Annotated in this window: 15 protein-coding genes; 7 read left to right on the top strand and 8 right to left on the bottom strand. The window is 71.9% G+C overall.

All coding sequences use genetic code 11. The annotated features are described in order from the left end of the window. Window positions 1-3 precede the first annotated feature (3 nt). Entirely contained in the window at window positions 4-1,680 is a 1,677-nt protein-coding gene (gene ettA / locus FHU34_RS07605; RefSeq protein WP_145779325.1) for an energy-dependent translational throttle protein EttA, read from the bottom strand. A 210-nt stretch (window positions 1,681-1,890) separates the two neighbouring features. Here ettA and FHU34_RS07600 point away from each other — a divergent pair, with 210 nt between their 5' ends. The 4 genes from FHU34_RS07600 (at window position 1,891) to otsB (ending at window position 6,712) form a co-directional block, all read left to right on the top strand. Then, window positions 1,891-2,175, top strand: coding sequence for a hypothetical protein (locus FHU34_RS07600; RefSeq protein WP_145779324.1), 285 nt, complete (start codon window positions 1,891-1,893; stop codon window positions 2,173-2,175). After that, entirely contained in the window at window positions 2,172-2,564 is a 393-nt protein-coding gene (locus tag FHU34_RS07595; protein WP_145779323.1) for a hypothetical protein, read from the top strand. The genes FHU34_RS07600 and FHU34_RS07595 overlap by 4 nt, the downstream gene beginning before the upstream one ends. A 141-nt stretch (window positions 2,565-2,705) precedes the next feature. Then, window positions 2,706-4,106 (top strand): alpha,alpha-trehalose-phosphate synthase (UDP-forming), encoded by a 1,401-nt coding sequence (locus tag FHU34_RS07590; protein ID WP_145779322.1) that lies wholly within the window; start codon window positions 2,706-2,708, stop codon window positions 4,104-4,106. A 41-nt stretch (window positions 4,107-4,147) separates the two neighbouring features. Further along, entirely contained in the window at window positions 4,148-6,712 is a 2,565-nt protein-coding gene (gene otsB, locus FHU34_RS07585; protein WP_145785477.1) for a trehalose-phosphatase, read from the top strand. 113 nt (window positions 6,713-6,825) lie between these two features. Here the strand turns inward: otsB and cobA are convergent, their stop codons facing one another. The 3 genes from cobA to cobC are packed head-to-tail and all read right to left on the bottom strand — an operon-like array spanning window position 6,826 to window position 10,305. Continuing rightward, window positions 6,826-8,082, bottom strand: a complete 1,257-nt coding sequence (gene cobA, locus FHU34_RS07580; protein ID WP_145779321.1) for a uroporphyrinogen-III C-methyltransferase — start codon at window positions 8,080-8,082, stop codon at window positions 6,826-6,828. 40 nt (window positions 8,083-8,122) lie between these two features. Continuing rightward, the gene (cobT, locus tag FHU34_RS07575; protein ID WP_145785476.1) at window positions 8,123-9,238 is read right to left on the bottom strand and encodes a nicotinate-nucleotide--dimethylbenzimidazole phosphoribosyltransferase; all 1,116 of its coding nucleotides are present in this window, start codon (window positions 9,236-9,238) and stop codon (window positions 8,123-8,125) included. After that, entirely contained in the window at window positions 9,238-10,305 is a 1,068-nt protein-coding gene (cobC, locus tag FHU34_RS07570; protein ID WP_145779320.1) for an Rv2231c family histidinol phosphate aminotransferase CobC, read from the bottom strand. The genes cobT and cobC overlap by 1 nt, the downstream gene beginning before the upstream one ends. A gap of 121 nt (window positions 10,306-10,426) precedes the next feature. Here cobC and FHU34_RS07565 point away from each other — a divergent pair, with 121 nt between their 5' ends. Next, a complete protein-coding gene (locus tag FHU34_RS07565) occupies window positions 10,427-12,556 on the top strand; it encodes a transglycosylase domain-containing protein (RefSeq protein ID WP_145779319.1) in 2,130 nt (709 codons plus the stop codon). Between the two features lie 34 nt (window positions 12,557-12,590). Here FHU34_RS07565 and FHU34_RS07560 read toward each other — a convergent pair whose 3' ends face one another. Next, window positions 12,591-13,160: a GNAT family N-acetyltransferase gene (locus tag FHU34_RS07560; RefSeq protein ID WP_145779318.1), complete on the bottom strand. Its 570-nt coding sequence runs from the start codon at window positions 13,158-13,160 to the stop codon at window positions 12,591-12,593. Next, entirely contained in the window at window positions 13,157-14,560 is a 1,404-nt protein-coding gene (locus FHU34_RS07555; protein ID WP_145779317.1) for a cobyrinic acid a,c-diamide synthase CobB, read from the bottom strand. The genes FHU34_RS07560 and FHU34_RS07555 overlap by 4 nt, the downstream gene beginning before the upstream one ends. Before the next feature lie 182 nt (window positions 14,561-14,742). Here FHU34_RS07555 and FHU34_RS07550 point away from each other — a divergent pair, with 182 nt between their 5' ends. Beyond that, window positions 14,743-15,567: an SURF1 family cytochrome oxidase biogenesis protein gene (locus tag FHU34_RS07550; RefSeq protein ID WP_145779316.1), complete on the top strand. Its 825-nt coding sequence runs from the start codon at window positions 14,743-14,745 to the stop codon at window positions 15,565-15,567. Window positions 15,568-15,668: 101 nt separating this feature from the next. Continuing rightward, window positions 15,669-16,331 (top strand): hypothetical protein, encoded by a 663-nt coding sequence (locus tag FHU34_RS33205; RefSeq protein ID WP_145779315.1) that lies wholly within the window; start codon window positions 15,669-15,671, stop codon window positions 16,329-16,331. Window positions 16,332-16,350: 19 nt separating this feature from the next. Here FHU34_RS33205 and FHU34_RS07540 read toward each other — a convergent pair whose 3' ends face one another. After that, window positions 16,351-17,943, bottom strand: a complete 1,593-nt coding sequence (locus FHU34_RS07540; protein ID WP_244311578.1) for an ATP-dependent DNA ligase — start codon at window positions 17,941-17,943, stop codon at window positions 16,351-16,353. Between the two features lie 154 nt (window positions 17,944-18,097). Continuing rightward, window positions 18,098-18,304 carry a hypothetical protein gene (locus FHU34_RS07535; RefSeq protein ID WP_030333429.1) on the bottom strand — a complete coding sequence of 69 codons (207 nt, stop codon included), beginning with the start codon at window positions 18,302-18,304 and terminating at the stop codon, window positions 18,098-18,100. Window positions 18,305-18,512 lie beyond the last annotated feature (208 nt).

The following is an 18,512-nucleotide window of genomic DNA, read 5'->3' as shown; positions in this document are numbered from 1 at the left end:
CGGTCAGTCGCGGGTCAGCTTGCGGTAGGTCACCCGGTGCGGCCGGGCAGCCTCCGCACCGAGGCGGTCGATCTTGTTCTTCTCGTACGCCTCGAAGTTGCCCTCGAACCAGAACCACCTGGACGGGTCCTGGTCGTCGCCCTCCCAGGCCAGGATGTGCGTGGCGACGCGGTCCAGGAACATCCGGTCGTGCGAGATGACCACGGCGCAGCCGGGGAACTCCAGCAGGGCGTTCTCCAGGCTGGACAGCGTCTCCACGTCCAGGTCGTTCGTCGGCTCGTCGAGCAGGATGACGTTGCCGCCGATCTTCAGGGTCAGCGCCAGGTTGAGCCGGTTGCGCTCACCACCGGAGAGCACCTTCGTCGGCTTCTGCTGGTCCGGTCCCTTGAAGCCGAACGCGGCGATGTACGCCCGCGACGGCATCTCGACCTTGCCCACCATCAGGTAGTCCAGGCCGTCGGAGACGACCTCCCAGACGGTCTTGTCGCCGTTGAGGCCCTCGCGGTTCTGGTCGACGTACGACAGCGAGACGGTGGGGCCGACCCGGACCTCGCCGCCGGTCGGCTCCTCGAGCCCGACGATGGTCTTGAACAGCGTGGTCTTGCCGACGCCGTTGGGGCCGATGATGCCGACGATGCCGTTGCGCGGCAGCGAGAACGACAGGTTGTCGATCAGCAGCCGGTCGCCGAAGCCCTTGCTGAGGTTGTTCGCCTCGATCACCGTGCTGCCCAGGCGCGGGCCCGGCGGGATCTGGATCTCCTCGAAGTCCAGCTTGCGGGTCTTCTCCGCCTCGGTGGCCATCTCGTCGTACCGGTCGAGGCGGGCCTTCGACTTGGTCTGCCGGGCCTTGGCGTTGGAGCGGACCCACTCCAGCTCCTCGGTGAGGCGCTTCTTCATCTTGGCGTCGCGGCGGCCCTCGACGGCCAGGCGGGCGGCCTTCTTCTCCAGGTAGGTGGAGTAGTTGCCCTCGTACGGGTAGGTCCGGCCACGGTCCAGCTCGAGGATCCAGTTGGCCACGTTGTCGAGGAAGTACCGGTCGTGGGTGATCGCCATGACGGTGCCCGCGTACTTCGCCAGGTGCTGCTCCAGCCAGGAGACGCTCTCCGCGTCCAGGTGGTTGGTGGGCTCGTCGAGCAGCAGCAGGTCGGGCGCCTCCAGCAGCAGCTTGCAGAGGGCGACCCGGCGACGCTCACCACCGGAGAGCTGGGTCACGTCGGCGTCCGGCGGCGGGCAGCGCAGCGCGTCCATGGCCAGTTCGAGCTTGGAGTCGACGTCCCAGGCGTCGAGGTGGTCGAGCTCCTCCTGGAGCTTGCCCATCTCCTCCATCAGCTCGTCGGAGTAGTCGGTCGCCATCTGCTCGGCGATCTTGTTGAACCGCTCCAGCTTGGCCTTGGTCTCGGCGACCGCCTCCTCGACGTTGCCGAGCACGGTCTTGGCCTCGTTGAGCGGGGGCTCCTGGGCGAGCATGCCGACGGTGTAGCCGGGCATGAGCCGGGCCTCGCCGTTGCTCGGCTTGTCCAACCCTGCCATGATCTTGAGAAGGCTGGACTTGCCGGCGCCGTTCGGACCGAGCACACCGATCTTGGCCCCCGGCAGGAAGCTCAACGTCACGTTGTCGAGCACGACCTTGTCGCCGTGCGCCTTGCGCGCCTTTTCCAGGACGTAGATGTACTGGGCCACGGTGCGGGCTACCTCCGTCGGTTGCTGTCGCTGATCGGCGGCGCGGCGCGGGCTGCGAGGACCGCCCGCCGCCGCCGGCCAGGAGCCGGCCGCGCGCACGCCATCGTCAATCCTGACAGGTACGGCGCGCTTCGCCCACATCACCCCGCCCCAGGAGTACGCGGGGCGCGTCTCCTTGCCCAACCCGGTAAGGCAAATTACGGTTTAGGTATGACCAAAAAGATCACCATCAGCCTGCCGGACGAGCTCGCCGACAGGCTGGCCGAGGAGCCGAATGCCTCCGCCTACGTCGCGGAGTCTCTGCGACGGCGGGTGGCCGGGGAGAAGACCCGGGAGATCCTCCGTCGTGTTGGTTTCGAAATCACCGACGAGGGTGTGGCGCGGGTCCACGCCGAGATGGAGCAGTTGCGGGCGAGCATCACCCCCGAACTGCGCGAACAGGCGGCCCAGCTCCAGGCGGAGGTCTTGGCGGCCCGCGCGCGAGCCAGCCGGTGACGGCCTACGGCCTGGCGCTGGATGCGACTGCGCTGCTGGCCTATTCGTCGTCGGAACGGGATGTCGGTCACCGCATCGCGGAGGCCGCTGACTATGGAGTGAACGTGCTGGTGCCGGCACTCTGCCTCGTCCGAGCGCACCAGGAGGCCACTCCCGGTCAGTGGGAGATGCTCGAAGTGCTCGCCGCGTTGCCGCACATCCGGGTAACCCCGGTCGAGCCGAACATGTGCTCCTTCCTCGGCGGATGGTCACGCCGCATGGCCGGGCACACGGACCTGGCCCAGTTGGCGATGGACGCCGCCGCCCACCCCCTCGTGCCGATCATGACGGATCGGCGGGAGCTGCTCGGCGAGGTACTGCCGAAGGAATGGCCGATCATCGACCTCTGACCGGCGGCTGTCGACAAGATCACCCCCAGGATTCGGCACGTCCGGGGCGGGTAGGAGACTCCGGCACTAGGCACAAGACGCCGCAGCTACGCTCAGTACGCTCATCGCGGTGGACCCGTCAGTACCTGGAGGTGGCCGATCGTGACCGTCCGTAGCTCCTTTGTCGTAGTGGCGAACCGTCTGCCGGTCGACGAGGTGAGCACACCCGAGGGACGGCAGTGGCGGCGTAGCCCTGGTGGGCTGGTCACCGCCCTGCATCCCGTACTCGCCGAGCACCAGGGCACCTGGGTCGGCTGGGCCGGCGGCACCGGCCCGGCTCCCGACCCGTTCGACCTGGAGGGGATCCGGCTGCACCCGGTCCCGCTGAGCGCCGAGGAGCTGGAGCGCTACTACGAGGGCCAGTCCAACGCGACGATCTGGCCGCTCTACCACGACGCGGTGGAGACACCTGCCTACAAGCGCCGGTGGCGGGAGGCGTACCGCCTGGTCAACGCCCGGTTCGCGGAGGCCGCGGCGGACGTCGCGGCCGAGGGCGCCACGGTCTGGGTGCAGGACTACCAACTGCAACTGGTGCCGGCGATGCTCCGTGAGCTGCGCCCGGACCTGCGGATCGGGTTCTTCCTGCACATCCCGTTCCCGCCGATCGAGCTGTTCATGCAGATGCCGTTCCGCACCGAGATCCTGCGCGGCCTGCTCGGCGCCGACCTGGTCGGCTTCCAGCAGCGGTTGGCCGCGCAGAACTTCGTCCGGCTGGCCCGGCACCTGCTCGGGCTGCGCTACGAGGGGCAGATGATCCAGGTCGACGGTCGGCAGGTGAAGGCCGGCGCCTTCCCCATCTCGATCGACACCCAGGAGATGGAGCGGATGGCTGCCGACCCGGCCATCCAGGCGCGGGCCAAGCAGATCCGCGCCGAGCTGGGCGACCCGAAGACGATCATCCTCGGGGTGGACCGGCTGGACTACACCAAGGGCATCGAGTTGCGACTCAAGGCCTTCCGCGAGCTGCTGGCTGACGGAAAGTTGACAGTCCCCGACGCGGTCATGGTCCAGGTGGCCACACCCAGCCGCGAGCGCGTGGAGCACTACCAGGCACTTCGCGTCAAGGTGGAGCGCGAAGTCGGTCGGATTAATGGTGAATTCGGCAGGGTCGGCGTGCCGGCCGTGCATTACCTGCATCAGTCGTACAGTCGCAGTGAACTGGCCGCGATGTACGTTGCCGCCGACGTCATGATGGTGACCCCGCTGCGAGACGGAATGAACCTGGTGGCGAAGGAATACGTAGCATCACGTGCCGACCAGGGTGGCGCGCTCGTGCTCAGTGAGTTCGCCGGCGCCGCCACCGAGCTTCGCCAGGCATTTTTGTGTAACCCGCACGACCCGGACGCGGTCAAAGACGCCCTGCTCCGGGCAGTGCACGTGGAGAAAACCGAGGCGCGCCGCCGGATGCGGACAATGCAACGTCACCTGCGTACCCACGACGTGGGCCACTGGGCCAAGTCCTTCCTCTCCGAGCTTGGGGTTTCGGAGGCGGAGGCCGAGTGAACACGTCCGTCAACGATGGGGCGGCGATCGCCACCGGGGTGATGGACCCCGAGCTGCGCGCCGCCATCGGCCGGATCGCCCGGGTCCCCCAACTCCTGGTCGCCTGCGACTACGACGGCACGCTCGCGCCGATCGTGGAGGACCCGAGCACCGCCGTCCCGCTCCCCGAGTCGGTGGCCGCCGTCCGCGCGCTGGCCGCGCTGCCGCAGACCACAGTGGCGGTGGTCTCCGGCCGGGCACTGCGCGACCTGGCCGCACTCTCCCGGCTGCCCAGCGAGGTGCACCTCGTCGGCAGCCATGGCTCCGAGTTCGACATCGGCTTCGTCGAGCGGCTCTCCCCCGAGCTGGTCGCGGTGCGTACCCGCGTCCGCAACGCGCTCCGCGACATCGCCGCCGACCACCCGGGCATCCGGCTGGAACGCAAACCGGCGAGCGTCGCGATGCACACCCGCGGCATCGACCCGGAGGTGGCCGCCGCCGCCATCGAGGCGGTCCGCAACGGCCCCGCCACGTTCGACGGCGTCACGGTGACCCAGGGCAAGGAGGTCATCGAGCTCTCCGTCGTGGCCACCCACAAGGGCACCGCCGTCGACCAGCTACGGACCCAACTCGCCGCCAGCGCGGTGCTCTTCATCGGTGACGACATCACCGACGAGAACGCGTTCGGCCACCTGCACGGCCCCGACCTCGGCATCAAGATCGGCCCCGGGGACACCCAGGCCGGTTACCGGGTCGCCGACCCGCTGGAGGCCGCGCGGGCGTTGGCGCTGCTGCTGGAGACCCGACGGCACTGGCTGTTCGGCGAACGGGCGGTGCCGATCGAACGGCACTCGATGCTGTCCAACGGTCGTACCGTCGCCCTGCTCACCCCCGAGGCCAAGGTGAGCTGGCTCTGCCACCCCAAGCCGGACTCGGCGGCGATCTTCGCCGACCTGGTCGGTGGCAGCCCGGCCGGCCACTTCAGCATCACCCCGGAACGCGGCGGCATCCCGCTGGGCCAGCGCTACCGCTCCGGCACGATGACGGTGGAGACCCGGTGGTCCGGGCTCACCGTCACCGACTGGCTGGACAAGCCGGCCCGGGAGACCACCCCGGACGACAGCCCGGCGGTCATCACCGGCGACTCAACCCTGGTCCGGGTGCTCACCGGCAGCGGCAAGGCCCGGGTCGAGTTCGCGCCCCGGCCCGAGTTCGGCCAGGTCGCCGTGCAGTTGCAGCCGCTCGGCGACGGCCTGTTGGTGCTCGGCTCCAACGAACCGGTCGCGCTCTACGCTCCCGGCCTGCAGTGGGAGGTCGGCAACGACGGTGGGTACGAGACCGCCAAGGCGGTCGTCGACCTCTCCGCCGCCGGCGGGCAGGTCGTGCTGGAGCTGCGCTTCGGCACGCACAGCCTGGAACACCACCGGGTGCCGATCCACGAGCGGCAGGCCGCCGCCGAGCAGCCGTGGAAGGACTGGGTGGCCTCGCTGCGGCTGCCGTCCACCTCCCGCGACCTGGTCGTGCGCAGCGCCCTCACCCTGCGCGGGCTCTGCCACGAAGCCACCGGCTCGATCCTGGCCGCCGCGACCACCTCGCTCCCCGAGGAGCTGGGTGGCGTCCGCAACTGGGACTACCGCTACTGCTGGCTGCGCGACGCCGCGCTGACCGCCCGCTCGCTCGTCGACCTGGGCTCCATCCAGGAGGCCGAGGCATTCCTGCGCTGGGTGGACGGCTGCATCGAGCGCACCGGCGGTCACCCCGAGCGGCTGCACCCGCTCTACACCATCGACGGGTACGAGCTGGGCGCCGAGGCGGTCATCGACACGCTGCCCGGGTACGCCGGCTCCCGGCCGGTCCGGGTCGGCAACCTCGCCAACCACCAGCTCCAACTGGACGTCTTCGGCCCGATCGCCGACCTGATCGCGGCCGTCGCCGACGCTCGCGGCTCGGTCCGCGACGACGAGTGGCGCGTCCTGGAGAACATGGTCGAGGCGGTCCGTCGGCGCTGGCACGAGCCCGACCACGGCATCTGGGAGGCACGGCTGCCACCACGGCACCACGTCTTCTCCAAGGTGATGTGCTGGATGACAGTCGACCGCGCGCTGCACGTGATGCGCGAGCACGGTGGCGAGGACCGACCCGAGTGGAAGGACCTGCGCGACCGGATCGGCGCCAACGTGCTGGAGCACGGCTGGCACTCCGACGTCGAGGCGTACAGCGTCGCGTACGGGGACGAGGACATGGACGCCTCGTCGCTCTGGATCGGGCTCTCCGGCCTGCTCCCGGGTGACGACCCGCGCTTCCTGTCCACGGTCCTGCGGATCGAGGCGGACCTGCGCAGCGGCCCGGTCGTCTACCGCTACCACTGGGACGACGGCCTGCCCGGCCGCGAGGGCGGCTTCCACATCTGCACGGCGTGGCTGATCGAGGCGTACCTGCGCACCGGCCGCCGCACCGACGCCGAGGAACTGTTCGCGCAGATGGTGCTCACCGCCGGCCCGACCGGCCTGCTCCCTGAGCAGTACGACCCGCTCGCCGAGCGCGGCCTGGGCAACCACCCGCAGGCGTACAGCCACCTCGGGCTCATCCGCTGCGCCCTGCTGCTGGACAACATGCTCAAGCAGTAGTCGACGTGACAGAGGGGCTGGAGCGCGAGCGCTCCAGCCCCTCATCACTTTCCATGATCAAGTGATGAGAAGTAGCTCAGAATCTGCCCGGGTAACTACTTTTCATCACTTGATCATGAGGGGCGCGGGCCCTCGTCGAGGGCGTTCACCACGTCGCCCAGGACCACGACGGCGGGTGGGCGTAGGTCGGCCGTGAGTACGGCGGCGGCTACCTCGCCCAGCGTGGAGCGTAGGACCCGCTGGGTGCCTGTCGTGGCCTCCTGCACCACCGCGGCCGGCGTCTCCGGCGACCGGCCGTGGGCGATCAGGGTGGCCGTGATCGCGGCCAGGTTCTTCAGCCCCATCAGGATCACCAGGGTGCCGTGCAGACCGGCGAGGGCGTCCCACCGCACCAGCGACGCCGGCGCGTCGGGTGCCAGGTGCCCGGAGACCACAGTGAACTCGTGCGCCACCCCCCGGTGAGTGACCGGGATCCCGGCCGCCGCCGGGGCGGCGATCGAGCTGGTCACGCCGGGCACCACTGTCACCGGTACGCCGGCCGCCGCGCAGGCCAACAGCTCCTCACCGCCGCGACCGAAGACGTACGGGTCGCCGCCCTTGAGCCGCACCACGAAGGCACCTGCCAGGGCGCGGTCGACCAGGATCTGGTTGATCTCCTCCTGGGCCCGGGACGGTCCATAGGGGATCTTCGAGGCGTCCACCAACTCGACGTCGGGGCGCAACTCGTCGAGGAGCAGGCCGGGCACCAGCCTGTCGGCGACCACCACGTCGGCCTCGGTGAGCAGCCGCCAGCCCTTAACGGTGATCAGCTCCGGGTCCCCCGGCCCCGCCCCGACCAGCGCCACCCGACCTGCCTGCCGCCCACCGGTAGCGGCGTCGGGCCGGCTCTGCGTCGGAGCGCTTGATTCCGGTGCCAGGCGGACCGCCAGCAGGTCGCGGATCGCGTCGCGGACTGTCATCGCCCGTCGGGGGTCACCGCCGCCGAGCACCGCCACCGTGACCGGGCCGTGGCGGGTCACCGCCGGGGTCCAGGCGGTGGCGGCCGACCGGTCGTCGGCCCGGACGCAGAAGATCCGTCGCTCGGCGGCGAGGGCGCTCACCGAGGCCGCCGCGATCGGGTCGTCGATGGCGACCTGGACCAGCCAGGCGCCGTCCAGGTCCTCGGGCGCGAAGCGGCGCGGCACCCAGTGCAGTCGACCCGCGTCGGCCCGGGCGCGCAGCGCCGGGGTCAGCTCCGGGGCCACCAGCAGGACGTCCGCACCGGCGTCCAGCAACGCGGGTACCCGCCGGGTGGCGACCGCGCCACCACCCACCACTACCACCCGCCGCCCGTCGAGCCGCAAACCGAGGGGGTACGGGTTGGACGTCACGCCGCACCACCGAGGCGGGCGGCTCGTTCGCTGAACGTCGTCACTTCTCGGCCACACCGGCGGAGTCGAAGGTGGCGACCTCGTGCAGCACCCGGACGGCACCGGTGACCACTGGCAACGCCAACAGCGCGCCGGTGCCCTCGCCGAGGCGCAGCCCCAGGTCGACGAGCGGTTCGAGACCCAGGTGCCGCAGTGCGACTGTCGCACCCGGTTCGGCCGAACGGTGGCCGGCGACCATGGCGCCGACCGCGTCCGGGGCGAACGCGGCGGCGGCCAGCGCGGCGGACACCGCGATCACGCCGTCCAGCAGCACCGGGGTACGGCGGGCCGCCGCGCCCAGGATCAGCCCGGCCAGGGCGGCGTGCTCCAGGCCACCGACGGCGGCCAGCACACCGAGCGGGTCGGTCGGGTCGGGTGCGTGTCGGGCCAACGCCGCGCGCACCACTCCCACCTTGTGCGCGTACGTCGGGTCGTCGACCCCGGTGCCCCGACCGGTGGCGTCCAGTGCGTCGACACCTGTGAACGCGGCGATCAGGGCGGCGGCCGGGGTGGTGTTGCCGATACCCATGTCACCGGTGAGCAGGATCCGGGCACCCGCGTCGATCAGCTCGTCCGCGATCCGGATGCCGGTCTGCACCGCCGCCAGCGCCTCGTCCCGGGTCAGCGCGGCGGTCACCGCGAGGTCGCGGGTGCCCCGGCGGACCGACGCGACGACCAACCGGGGCACAGCCGGGTCCAGCACGGCCGGAGCGGGCGCGGCTGCGTCCAGCACGGTCGGGTGGGGCACCGGTCCGGCGGACAGTGGGGTGGCCACCCCGACGTCGACCACTGTGACCGACGCGCCGGCCTGCCGGGCGAACGCGTTGACCACCGCGCCGCCGGCCAGGAAGTTGCCGATCATCTGCGCGGTGACCTCCTGCGGCCACGGGCTGACCCCCTGGGCGTGCACCCCGTGGTCACCGGCGAAGATCGCCACCGCGGCCGGCTCGGGCAACGGCGGTGGGCAGGCCCCGGCCAGGCCGGCGAGGCGTACCGAAAGGTCCTCCAACGCCCCCAGCGAGCCCGCCGGTTTGGTGAGCCGGCCGTGCAGCTCACGGGCGGCGGCCATGGCCGTCTCGTCAGCCGGGCGGATCGCCGCGATCGTGGTCTCCAACATCATGCCTCCATGATTTCGCGCAGCACCTCGGTGAAAGCGTCGGTGGTGTTTCGGTCACGTACCGCCACCCGCAGCCAGTCCGGCCCGAGGCCGGGGAACGTGTCGCCCCGGCGCACCGCCCAGCCGCGCTCACGCAGGGCGGCTCGGATCGCGCTCGCGCCCGGCAGGTGCAGCAGGACGAACGCGCTGGCGGGACGCCCGACGACGCGTACACCGGGCAGGTCTTCCAGGCGGGCGACCAGGTGGTCGCGGTCGGCGGCGAGGTCGGCGGCGATCGCGCGTTCGGCCTGGACCGCGACGGTGGTGGCGCAGGCCGACGCGGCGGCCAACGCCGGTGTGGAGACGGCCCAGAGCGGCTGGACGGCGGCCAGCCGGGACAGCAGCTCCGGGTCGCCGAGCAGATAGCCGATCCGGAGGCCGGCCAGGCCCCAGGTCTTGGTGAGGCTGCGCAGAACGAGCAGCCCCGGCAGGTCGCGCCGCTCGGCCAACGACTCCGGTTCGCCCGGTTGCCCGGGGGCGATGGTGGTGTCGGCGAACGCCTCGTCGACCACCAGCACCCGGCCGGGGCGGGCCAGCGCGGCGAGCGTCTGCGCGGGGTGCAGCACCGAGGTCGGGTTCGTCGGGTTGCCGATCATCACCAGGTCCGCGTCGGCGGGCACCCGGGACGGGTCGAGCCGGAAGTCGTCGGCGGCGTCCAGCAGAACGCGCTCAACCGGGTGGCCGGCGGCCCGTAGTGCCGCCTCCGGCTCGGTGAACTGGGGGTGCACCACCACCGGCCGGCGTACGCCGCGAAGTGCCTGCGCGATCAGTACGAAGCCCTCGGCGGCACCGGCGGTGAGCAGCACCTCGTTCGGGTGACGGCGGTGTCGGGCGGCGACCGCGGCCCGGGCCGGCGCCGGGTCCGGGTAGTGGGCCAGGTCGGACAGGGTGGCGGCGATCGGGTCGGCCAGCCAGGCGGGCGGCCGTGCCTGACGGACGTTGACGGCGAGGTCGATCAGGCCGTCGCCGACCTCGACGTCACCATGGTGCGCCAGGTCGGGCTCGGAAGCGGCGATCGGCTCGGGCATGTCCGCGATCCTTCCGGGAAGGCGGCCGGTGGGACAGACGATCTCGGCGTAAGCCACGTCACCACTCGTCGGTTTATGAGTTCTTCTCAGGTACGAATCGGAAATGTCATAACTTGGCCATGTGAGTAACCGACCCCTTACTGCCGCAGGTCGACTCGTCCCTCTCCTCCGCGCCGGGCTGATCGCCGGAATCGTGATCGCCGCCGTCGCGTACCCGCTGGTCGCCCTCACCGGGCTCGGCGCGAAGGCCACCGCGCACGCCGTGGAGCAGAAGACCCGGGTGCTGAAGACCGCCATGCCCGCCGAGACCTCGTACGTCTACGCGCCGGACGGCAAAACCGTGCTGACCATGTTCTACGAGGAGTACCGGCAGTACACCAAGCTGTCGGACATGTCGCCGAACATCCTCCAGGCGATCGTCGCCGCCGAGGACAACCGCTTCTACCAGCACCACGGCGTCGACCCGAAGGGCGTGGCCCGGGCCTTCGTCTCGAACGCCCGCTCCGGCGGCTCCCAGGGCGCCTCGACGCTGACCATGCAGTACGTCCGGATGGCCCTGCGCGACAGCGCGACCACCCCCAAGGAGGTCCAGGAGGCCACCCAGCAGACCAGCCTCCGCAAGGTCAAGGAAATGCGGATGGCGCTGGACCTGGAGAAGGAGATCAGCAAGGACCAGATCCTGGAGCGCTACCTGAACTCGGCGTACTTCGGGCACCGGGCGTACGGCATCTACGCCGCCAGCGAGATCTTCTTCTCCAAGACCCCGAAGAACCTCACCCCGGTCGAGGCCGCCACCCTCGCCGGCCTGGTCAAGTCCCCGTCCGAGTACGACCCGGCAGACTCCGACCAGAAGGAGGCCACCGGGCGACGCAACTACGTGCTGGACCGGATGAGCCAACTCGGGTACCTCTCCCCCGACTCGGCCACCGCCGCCAAGTCCGAGCCCATCCGGCTGAAGCTGACGACCCCGCCACACGACTGCGCCGCCGTGCCGGAGAAGTACAACAGTTGGGGCTTCGCCTGCGACTACCTGAAGAACTGGTGGAGCGCGCAGCCCGCGTTCGGGGCGAACCGGCTGGAACGGATGGACAAGCTGCGCCGGGGTGGCTACCGGATCGTGCTCAGTCTCGACCCGAAGATCCAGGCCGCGGCGGAGAAGAACGTCGGCGCCAAGGAGGCCACCGGCAGCCCGTTCGCCAACGGGATCGTGGTCTCCGAGCCGGGCACCGGGCGGGTCAAGGCCATGGCGGTGAACCGGACGTACTCACTGGACCTGGCCGAGAACCCACCAAGCTCCAACCCCGAGGCCGGGCCGAAGGTGAAGGCCAACTACCCGAACACGGTGGCCCCGCTGCTGGGCGGCGGTGACCTGGCGGGCTACCAGGCGGGATCGACGTTCAAGATGTTCCCGATGCTGGCTGCGTTGGACTCCGGCATGACCCTCTCCACCTCGTTCAACGCCCCGCACCGCTACCGGTCCGAGGTCTACGACGGCTGGGCGCCCTCCAACGCCAGCGGCGCGATGAGCGGCCAGCAGACCATGTGGTCCGGCTTCGGCAAGTCGGTCAACACGTACTTCGTGTGGCTGGAGGAGAAGGTCGGCGCGGACCGGGCGGTCCGGTTGGCCGAGCAGCTCGGGCTGCGCTGGCGTACCGACGTCGACCGGGACCACGCGTCCCCGGACAAGGCGAAGAAGTGGGGTGCCTTCACCCTGGGCGTCTCCGACGCCACGCCGCTGGAGATGGCGAACGCCTACGCCGCCATCGCGGCCGACGGCCGCTACTGCGAGGCGATACCGGTGCAGGCGATCATGAACCGGGACGGCACACCGGCCACGTACGCCACCCCGGGCGGCATCCACCGTGAGGTGGCCAAGCCACGGTGCCGGCAAGTGGTCAGCGCGGACGCCGCCCGGGCGGCCACCGACGCGGCCCGCTGTCCGACCGGGGACACCCCGGCGCGCGGAAGCTGCGGCGGCTGGTCCACCGCCGACAGCGTGCGAGGCACTGTCGGACGCCCGGTGGCCGGCAAGACCGGTACCACGGACAGCACCCGGTCCGCCTGGTTCGTCGGCTACACCCCGGAGTTGGCCGCGGCGAGCTTCATCTCCGACCCGGACAATCCGTTCAACGCGGTGGGCGACGGTCAGTCCCAGATCCCCATCGCGGCGGTCGCCGAGACCCTGCGCGACGGTTTGAAGGGCACACCGACCCGCCAGTTCACCCCACCGTCGGACGCGATCGTCGGCTGACCCGGCGCAGGTCCCGCACGCGGGTCAGATCGAGTCAGCGCAGGTCGGCGGCGACGAACGACCAGAGTTCGAGGTCCACGCGGCTGCCGCCGACCAGCCCGGCGTTACGCAGCAGACCCTCGTAACTGAACCCGGCCTTCTCGGCGACCCGACGCGAGGCCAGGTTGCCGGGCGCCACCCGCAGCTCGACCCGCTGGAACCCGTGCTCCAGGATCAGGGCGATGGCCACCGCGTCGACGGCCTCGGCGGCGAAGCCGAAGCCTCGCGCGTGCGGTGCCATCGCGTAGGAGATCTCGGTGAGACGGGCACCCCAGTCGGTACGCCGAGTCCAGAGCGAGCCCACCATCTGGTCGTCCTCGCGGCGGAGCACCGCGTAGTGGTCACCTTCGCCGCTGTCCCGCCGCTGCCGGGCCAGCTCCGTGCACCAGGCGTGCCCGTCGATGGGGCCGGAGTCGTCCGGAAGTGGCAGCCAGCGCCGGGTCAGCTTGTCGGCGAAGATCTCCCCGGCCGCCTCCGCGTCCGCGGCGGTGAGCCCACGCACCTCCGTGCGCGGGGTGGAGACGGTCAACGCCGGGAAGCGGCGTACCGCCACCTGACCGATCACACCGGCACCCCGCCGGACTGCGCGGGCATCGCCTCGCTCGTCGGGTCGGTCGCCGCGGCGGCGACCAACCGGGTCGCCGTCGCCGGATGACCGGCCCAGTGCAGGGTGAGCTGTGAGGCGTGCACGTTTCGCCAGACGAACCCCTCCGGCGTGCCCCCGTCCCAACTCCACGCCGGGCGCTGGCCGGAACGTGGGGTCAGGACCGCCCGGTGCGCCTTGTGGCCGACCAGCACCGTGCCCTGGGCCGCGACCACGCTGTCGGTCTGGGCGGTGGCCTCCCGGTAGCCGGCCACCAGGCCGTCCCGGCTGACGCCCACCGCGTCCAGGACACCGCACATCGGCAACCCGTCCAGCTCCCGGGCCAGCCACAGCAGCCCGGCGCCCTCGGCGACCACCGGACGCCCGGTCCGCGCCAACTCGGCCACCGCGATGCAGAGCCGCCGGTTGGCCGACAACTGCTCGGCGTACGCCTCGGGAAGCGCGCCACCAACGACCAGCGCGCGGGTGCCGACCGGCAGCGCCTCGTCGCGCAGCGGATCGACGACGACGATCTCGGCGCCGGCAGCCCTCAGCAACTCGGCGGTCTCCGGGTGGCTGAAGCTGCCGCCCGGCCCACCGGCCAGCGCCACCAGCGGGCGGTCCACCGGCGCGGTGAACGCACCGAGGACCTCCTCGGGAGACCAGGCCGGGCCGGGCAGCGGCGGGGCGGAACGGGCCAGCCCGAGCAGACGTTCCAGGTCGACAGTGGCGGCGACCGCCTCGCCCAGCCGACGGACCGCACGAGCGGCATCGGCGGACCCGTCCACCACCGGCGCCACACCGTGCCGACGCGACGGCAACACCGCCGGCAGGTCCTGACGGCGCAACGCCCCGTAGACGGGCACTCCCACGTCGTCCAACGCCTCGCGCAACATCGCCTCGTGCCGCGACGACGCCACCCGGTTGAGGATCACCCCACCGAGCCACAACTGCTCGTCGTACGAGCGGAAACCGTGCACCAGGGCCGCCACCGACTGACCCATGGCGGCCACGTCGACGACGAGCACCACCGGGCTGCGCAGCGCGGCGGCGGCAGCGGCGGTGGACTCCTGCTCGGGGCGACCGCCGACCGCGTCGTACAGCCCCATGCTGCCCTGGACCACAGCGAGCCCGGCACCGGCGGCGCCGTGCGCCACCAGCGGCGCGAGGCGGTCCACGCCGACCAGCCGGGGGTCGATCACCCGACCCGGGCGACCGGCGGCGAGACCGAGGTACGCGGCGTCGACGGGGTCCGGCCCGAGCTTGAACCCGGCGACGTCGACCCCCCGCTCGGCCAGGGCGGCGAGCAGCCCGATCGCCAGCGCGTTCTTACCGTGCCCGGAGGACGGCGCGCTGAGCACCAGGCGCGGCACGACGGTCATCATCGACTCCTCGCGAGCGGCGGCGGGTACGCGACGGGACGACCGGGGCCGATCCGTCGGCGTGACGATACCCGCCCGGCCGCGGACGCGAGCACCGCCAACCGGGGCCGGCGACCCGACCGTGCCGCCGAGCCGGCCCGGTCCAGGTCAGTGGCGCCCGTCATACGGGTAGCCTCGGTGCCGTGTACCGGTTCCTGCTGAGCCCACGCTGGCTGGGCGCTCTCGCGCTGACCCTGGTCGCGGCCGCCGTCATGGTGTTCCTCGGCAACTGGCAGCTGGACCGCTACCGGGGGCGTACCGAGGTCAACGAGCGGATCGACGCGGGCCAGCGGATGGCTCCGGCGCCGCTCGCCGACGCCCTGTCCGCCCCCACCGGCGGGGCGGGGTCGGTCGGCCCGGCCCCCGCCAAGGAGAAGGTCTGGACCCGGGTCACCGCCACCGGCAGGTACGACCCGGCGAACACCGTGCTGGTCCGTGGTCGGACGGTGGACAGCCGGGTCGGCTTCGAGGTGCTCACCCCGTTGGTGCTCGCGGACGGCACGGCGCTGCTGGTGGACCAGGGTTGGATCCCCCCGGCGCCGGGTGGGGCGGCCACCGCCCAGCCGACGGTGCCGGCGGTGCCGACCGGCGACGTGACGGTGGTCGGCCGGGTGCACGAGACCGAGAGCGGAGCCCGCGCCGCCGAGCGGCGTGACGGCCGGCTGGAGATCCGACGGATCGGGGTGTCCCGGCTGGCCGACGAGCTGCCCTACCCGGTCTACGGCGCGTACCTGCTGTTGGACGAGCAGACCCCGGCGGCCGACCCGGTGTTCAAGGCGGTGCCGGTCGGGCACGCCAACAACTGGCAGAACTTCGGCTACGTCGTGCAGTGGTGGCTCTTCGCGGTGATGGCCCTGTTCGGCTACGGCTGGGTGGCCCGCCGCGAGGCACGTCGAGCCGCCGGTCTCGGCGCTCCCGAGGCACCGCTGGACCGGGCGGCCGAGCCCGCGCCGAGCGCGTCCGTCTGACCGGGCCCGTGCCGGCGTCTCGACCGGACACTCGGGGGCACCCGGGACACCAGGGCAGCCGGTAGTCTCCGCCGGGTGATCACGTCACGTTGGGGGTGCCGATGAGCGTGGATCCCACGGCACCACTGCCCGAGCCGGTTCCGGGTCACCAGACGCAGCCGCCTACCGACCCGTGGGCCGCCGAGCAGCCGACCGCGCCGTTCTCCACGCCACCGCCCACCGCGCCGTTCCCCGCCACGCCGCTCTCCGGGCCGCCCGCGCCATTCTCGGGGCCACCAGCGCCGTTCTCCGGCCCACCCGCGCCGTTCTCCGGGCCGCCCGCGCAGCCGGCCGGGGCGTGGCCGGCGGTCGGGCCGTACCCACCGACCCCGATGGCCCCGAACCCGGCCGTGGCCGGCTACCCGGGCGGGCCGGAGGTGGTAGCGGTGCAGATCGCCGAGATCGCCGTGTGCCCACCGATCATCCGTACGCCGACCGGGGTGCTGCCGCTGGCCGGTGCCACCTGGCACGTGGCCGACTACTGGCAGCGCGAGGAGAAGGTGGCGACCTGGGCACTGGTCTGCGCCATCGTCGGTTTCTTCTGCCTGGCCTTCTTCAGCCTCCTGTTCCTGTTGGTCAAGGAGACCCGGCACCACGGCACGGTGCAGGTGACGGTCACCAACGGCGCGCAGCAGTACGTGGCGCGGATCCCGGTCAGCGACCAGATCCAGGTGCAGCACCTGAACAACCAGGTGAACTACGCGAGGTCGCTGTCCGTCCGGTGAAGCGGGCCGGGACCGCTGGTCAACCGGTGGGACGGCCGGCGTGGATGGCCCGGACGGCGTCGATGGTGTCCGCCTCGGCGGCGGACTTGTCGTCGCGATACCGCACCACGCGGGCGAAACGCAGCGCCATCCCACCCGGATAGCGGGAACTGGTCTGCACCCCGTCGAAGGCGATCTCCACGACCTGCTCGGGTCGGACCCGGACCACCCAGTCGCCGCGCTCCACGGCGAGGTCGAGAAAGCGCTCGGTCTGCCACCGCAGCACCTCGTCGGTGAGCCCCTTGAACGTCTTGCCGAGCATGACGAAGCCGCCGGTGTGCGGGTCGCGTGCGCCCAGGTGCAGGTTGGACAGCCAACCCTTGCGCCGGCCACTGCCCCACTCGACGGCGAGCACCACCAGGTCGAGGGTGTGCCGGGGCTTGACCTTGACCCAGGCGGCACCACGCCGACCGGCGTCGTAGGGGGCGTCCGGGGCCTTGACCACCACGCCCTCCTGCCCAGCGTCGAGTGCGGCGGCGAACGCGGCGGCAGCCTGCTCAGGGCCGTCGACCTCCATCCGACCGACCAGCAGCGACGAGTCCACCGCCCCCGCGAGGGCGGCCCACCGCTCCCGGCCGGGCAGGTCGATCAGATCCTCGCCGTCGAGGTGCAGCAGGTCGAAGAAGTACGGCGTGAGCACTGCCGTGCCGGTGGTGGCGGCTGCCGCGAGCACCGCCGGGGCGACAGGTGTGCGCCCGGTGGTGCTGGGGGTGGTGCGTCGGGCGGCCCGGCTCGACGTCTGCTGGAACGGCAGTGGCCGGCCCGTCTCGTCCAGGCCGATCGCCTCGCCGTCGAGCACCAACTCACGGCCCGGCAGCGCACGGACCGCGGCGACCACCTCGGGCACCCGGGCGGTGATCTCGTCGAGGCTGCGGGTGAAGACGGCGATGTCGGCGCCGGAGCGGTGCACCTGGATGCGGATGCCGTCGAGCTTCACGTCGACCACCGCCGGCGTGCCGGTCGCGGCGAGCGCCTCGTCGACCGAGGAGGCGCTCTGCGCGAGCATCGGTGCCAGCGGACGGCCGACCTGGAGGCCGAACCCGGCCAACTCGGCGGCTCCTCCGGTCAGCGCGGCCACCGCGACGACGCGCAGGTCACCGGCGAGCAGGAGGGCCCGCCGGACGGTTGCCACCGGCACCTCGGCGGCCCGGGCCACCGCGTCGGCGAGCAGCCCCGCCTGGGCGCCCTGGCGCAGCTCACCGCTGAACAGACCGGTGAGCAGTCGCTGTTCGTCGGCGGTCGCCGCCGCGTAGAGGGCCCCGAGCAGCGCCCGCCGCCGGGACTGCGAACCCGCGCCCCGCGCGGCCGAGATCTGCTCGATGGCCGCGTCCACGCCCGCCACTGTCAACGTCGGCTCGGCGGCCGGCGCTGGCAGGTCACGCAGGCTCGCGTAGCCCACCCCGGTCTGCCGTTGGCGCAGCTCACCGGCGAGATAGCCGGCGCCGGGCTCGACCTCACCCGGGTCCAGCCGGCGCAGCGCATCAGCGAGCAGCTCCACCTTGGCGCGCCGGCCGCTGGTGGCGGCGACGGCGGCGGAGGTGGCTGCCAGGTCAAGGAACCGCACGCAGCTCATCCTGCCAGTCACCTCCGACACCGCCCGGGCATTGCCGTGCCCGGGCGGTGTCGGGAGGGTGCCGCCCGCCCATGCGGACGACGATCACTGCCTGTTTCATGAGGGCGGTCGAGCCGGGTCCACCGCAGGCCGGCCAGTGCTCATGGAACAGGCCCTACGCGGAGACAGGCTCCTCGATGCGCAACCCCCGGGCGCGAACCTCGCCGGCCACGCGGGAGAGCACCGAGTCGAGGGCGACCAGTGCGGCGGAGAGCTCACCGAGCTGCTCGTTGAGCGTGTCCTCGGACCACGCGGAGACGTCGACGTCCCCCAGCGCGCTGACAGCGGCCCCCAACCGGGCCATCACCTCGTTCGTACTCATGTTCGAAAGGCTATAACAGCTGACCATGCGACACGCCGTAAAGCGCCAGATCAGGCGCAAAGTTGCCGTGTCGCTACCCAACTGCCCGCGCGGGGTGACCCGCCCCGCTCCGCCGCCAAGATCCGCGCAACTTCCCGGTTGTTGCTGCCTCCGACAAGCGGGAGGCAGCAACAACAGTGCTGTTGCGCGGATCTCAGGTGTGGGGTGG

The organism is Micromonospora taraxaci (genome assembly GCF_007830095.1).
Taxonomy (GTDB): Bacteria; Actinomycetota; Actinomycetes; order Mycobacteriales; family Micromonosporaceae; genus Micromonospora; species Micromonospora taraxaci.
Note: the sequence above shows the minus strand (reverse complement) of the source record. Positions and strands in the feature narration are given on the sequence as shown.

Bases quoted from the DNA above. Each gene is read 5' to 3' on its own strand.
- FHU34_RS07600 (WP_145779324.1), top strand. From the start codon at position 1,891: ATGACCAAAAAGATCACCATCAGCCTGCCGGACGAGCTCGCCGACAGG.
- otsB (WP_145785477.1), top strand. From the start codon at position 4,148: ATGGACCCCGAGCTGCGCGCCGCCATCGGCCGGATCGCCCGGGTCCCC.
- cobT (WP_145785476.1), bottom strand. From the start codon at position 9,238: ATGTTGGAGACCACGATCGCGGCGATCCGCCCGGCTGACGAGACGGCC.
- cobC (WP_145779320.1), bottom strand. From the start codon at position 10,305: ATGCCCGAGCCGATCGCCGCTTCCGAGCCCGACCTGGCGCACCATGGT.
- FHU34_RS07555 (WP_145779317.1), bottom strand. From the start codon at position 14,560: ATGACCGTCGTGCCGCGCCTGGTGCTCAGCGCGCCGTCCTCCGGGCAC.
- FHU34_RS33205 (WP_145779315.1), top strand. From the start codon at position 15,669: ATGAGCGTGGATCCCACGGCACCACTGCCCGAGCCGGTTCCGGGTCAC.
- FHU34_RS07540 (WP_244311578.1), bottom strand. From the start codon at position 17,943: ATGAGCTGCGTGCGGTTCCTTGACCTGGCAGCCACCTCCGCCGCCGTC.
- FHU34_RS07535 (WP_030333429.1), bottom strand. From the start codon at position 18,304: ATGAGTACGAACGAGGTGATGGCCCGGTTGGGGGCCGCTGTCAGCGCG.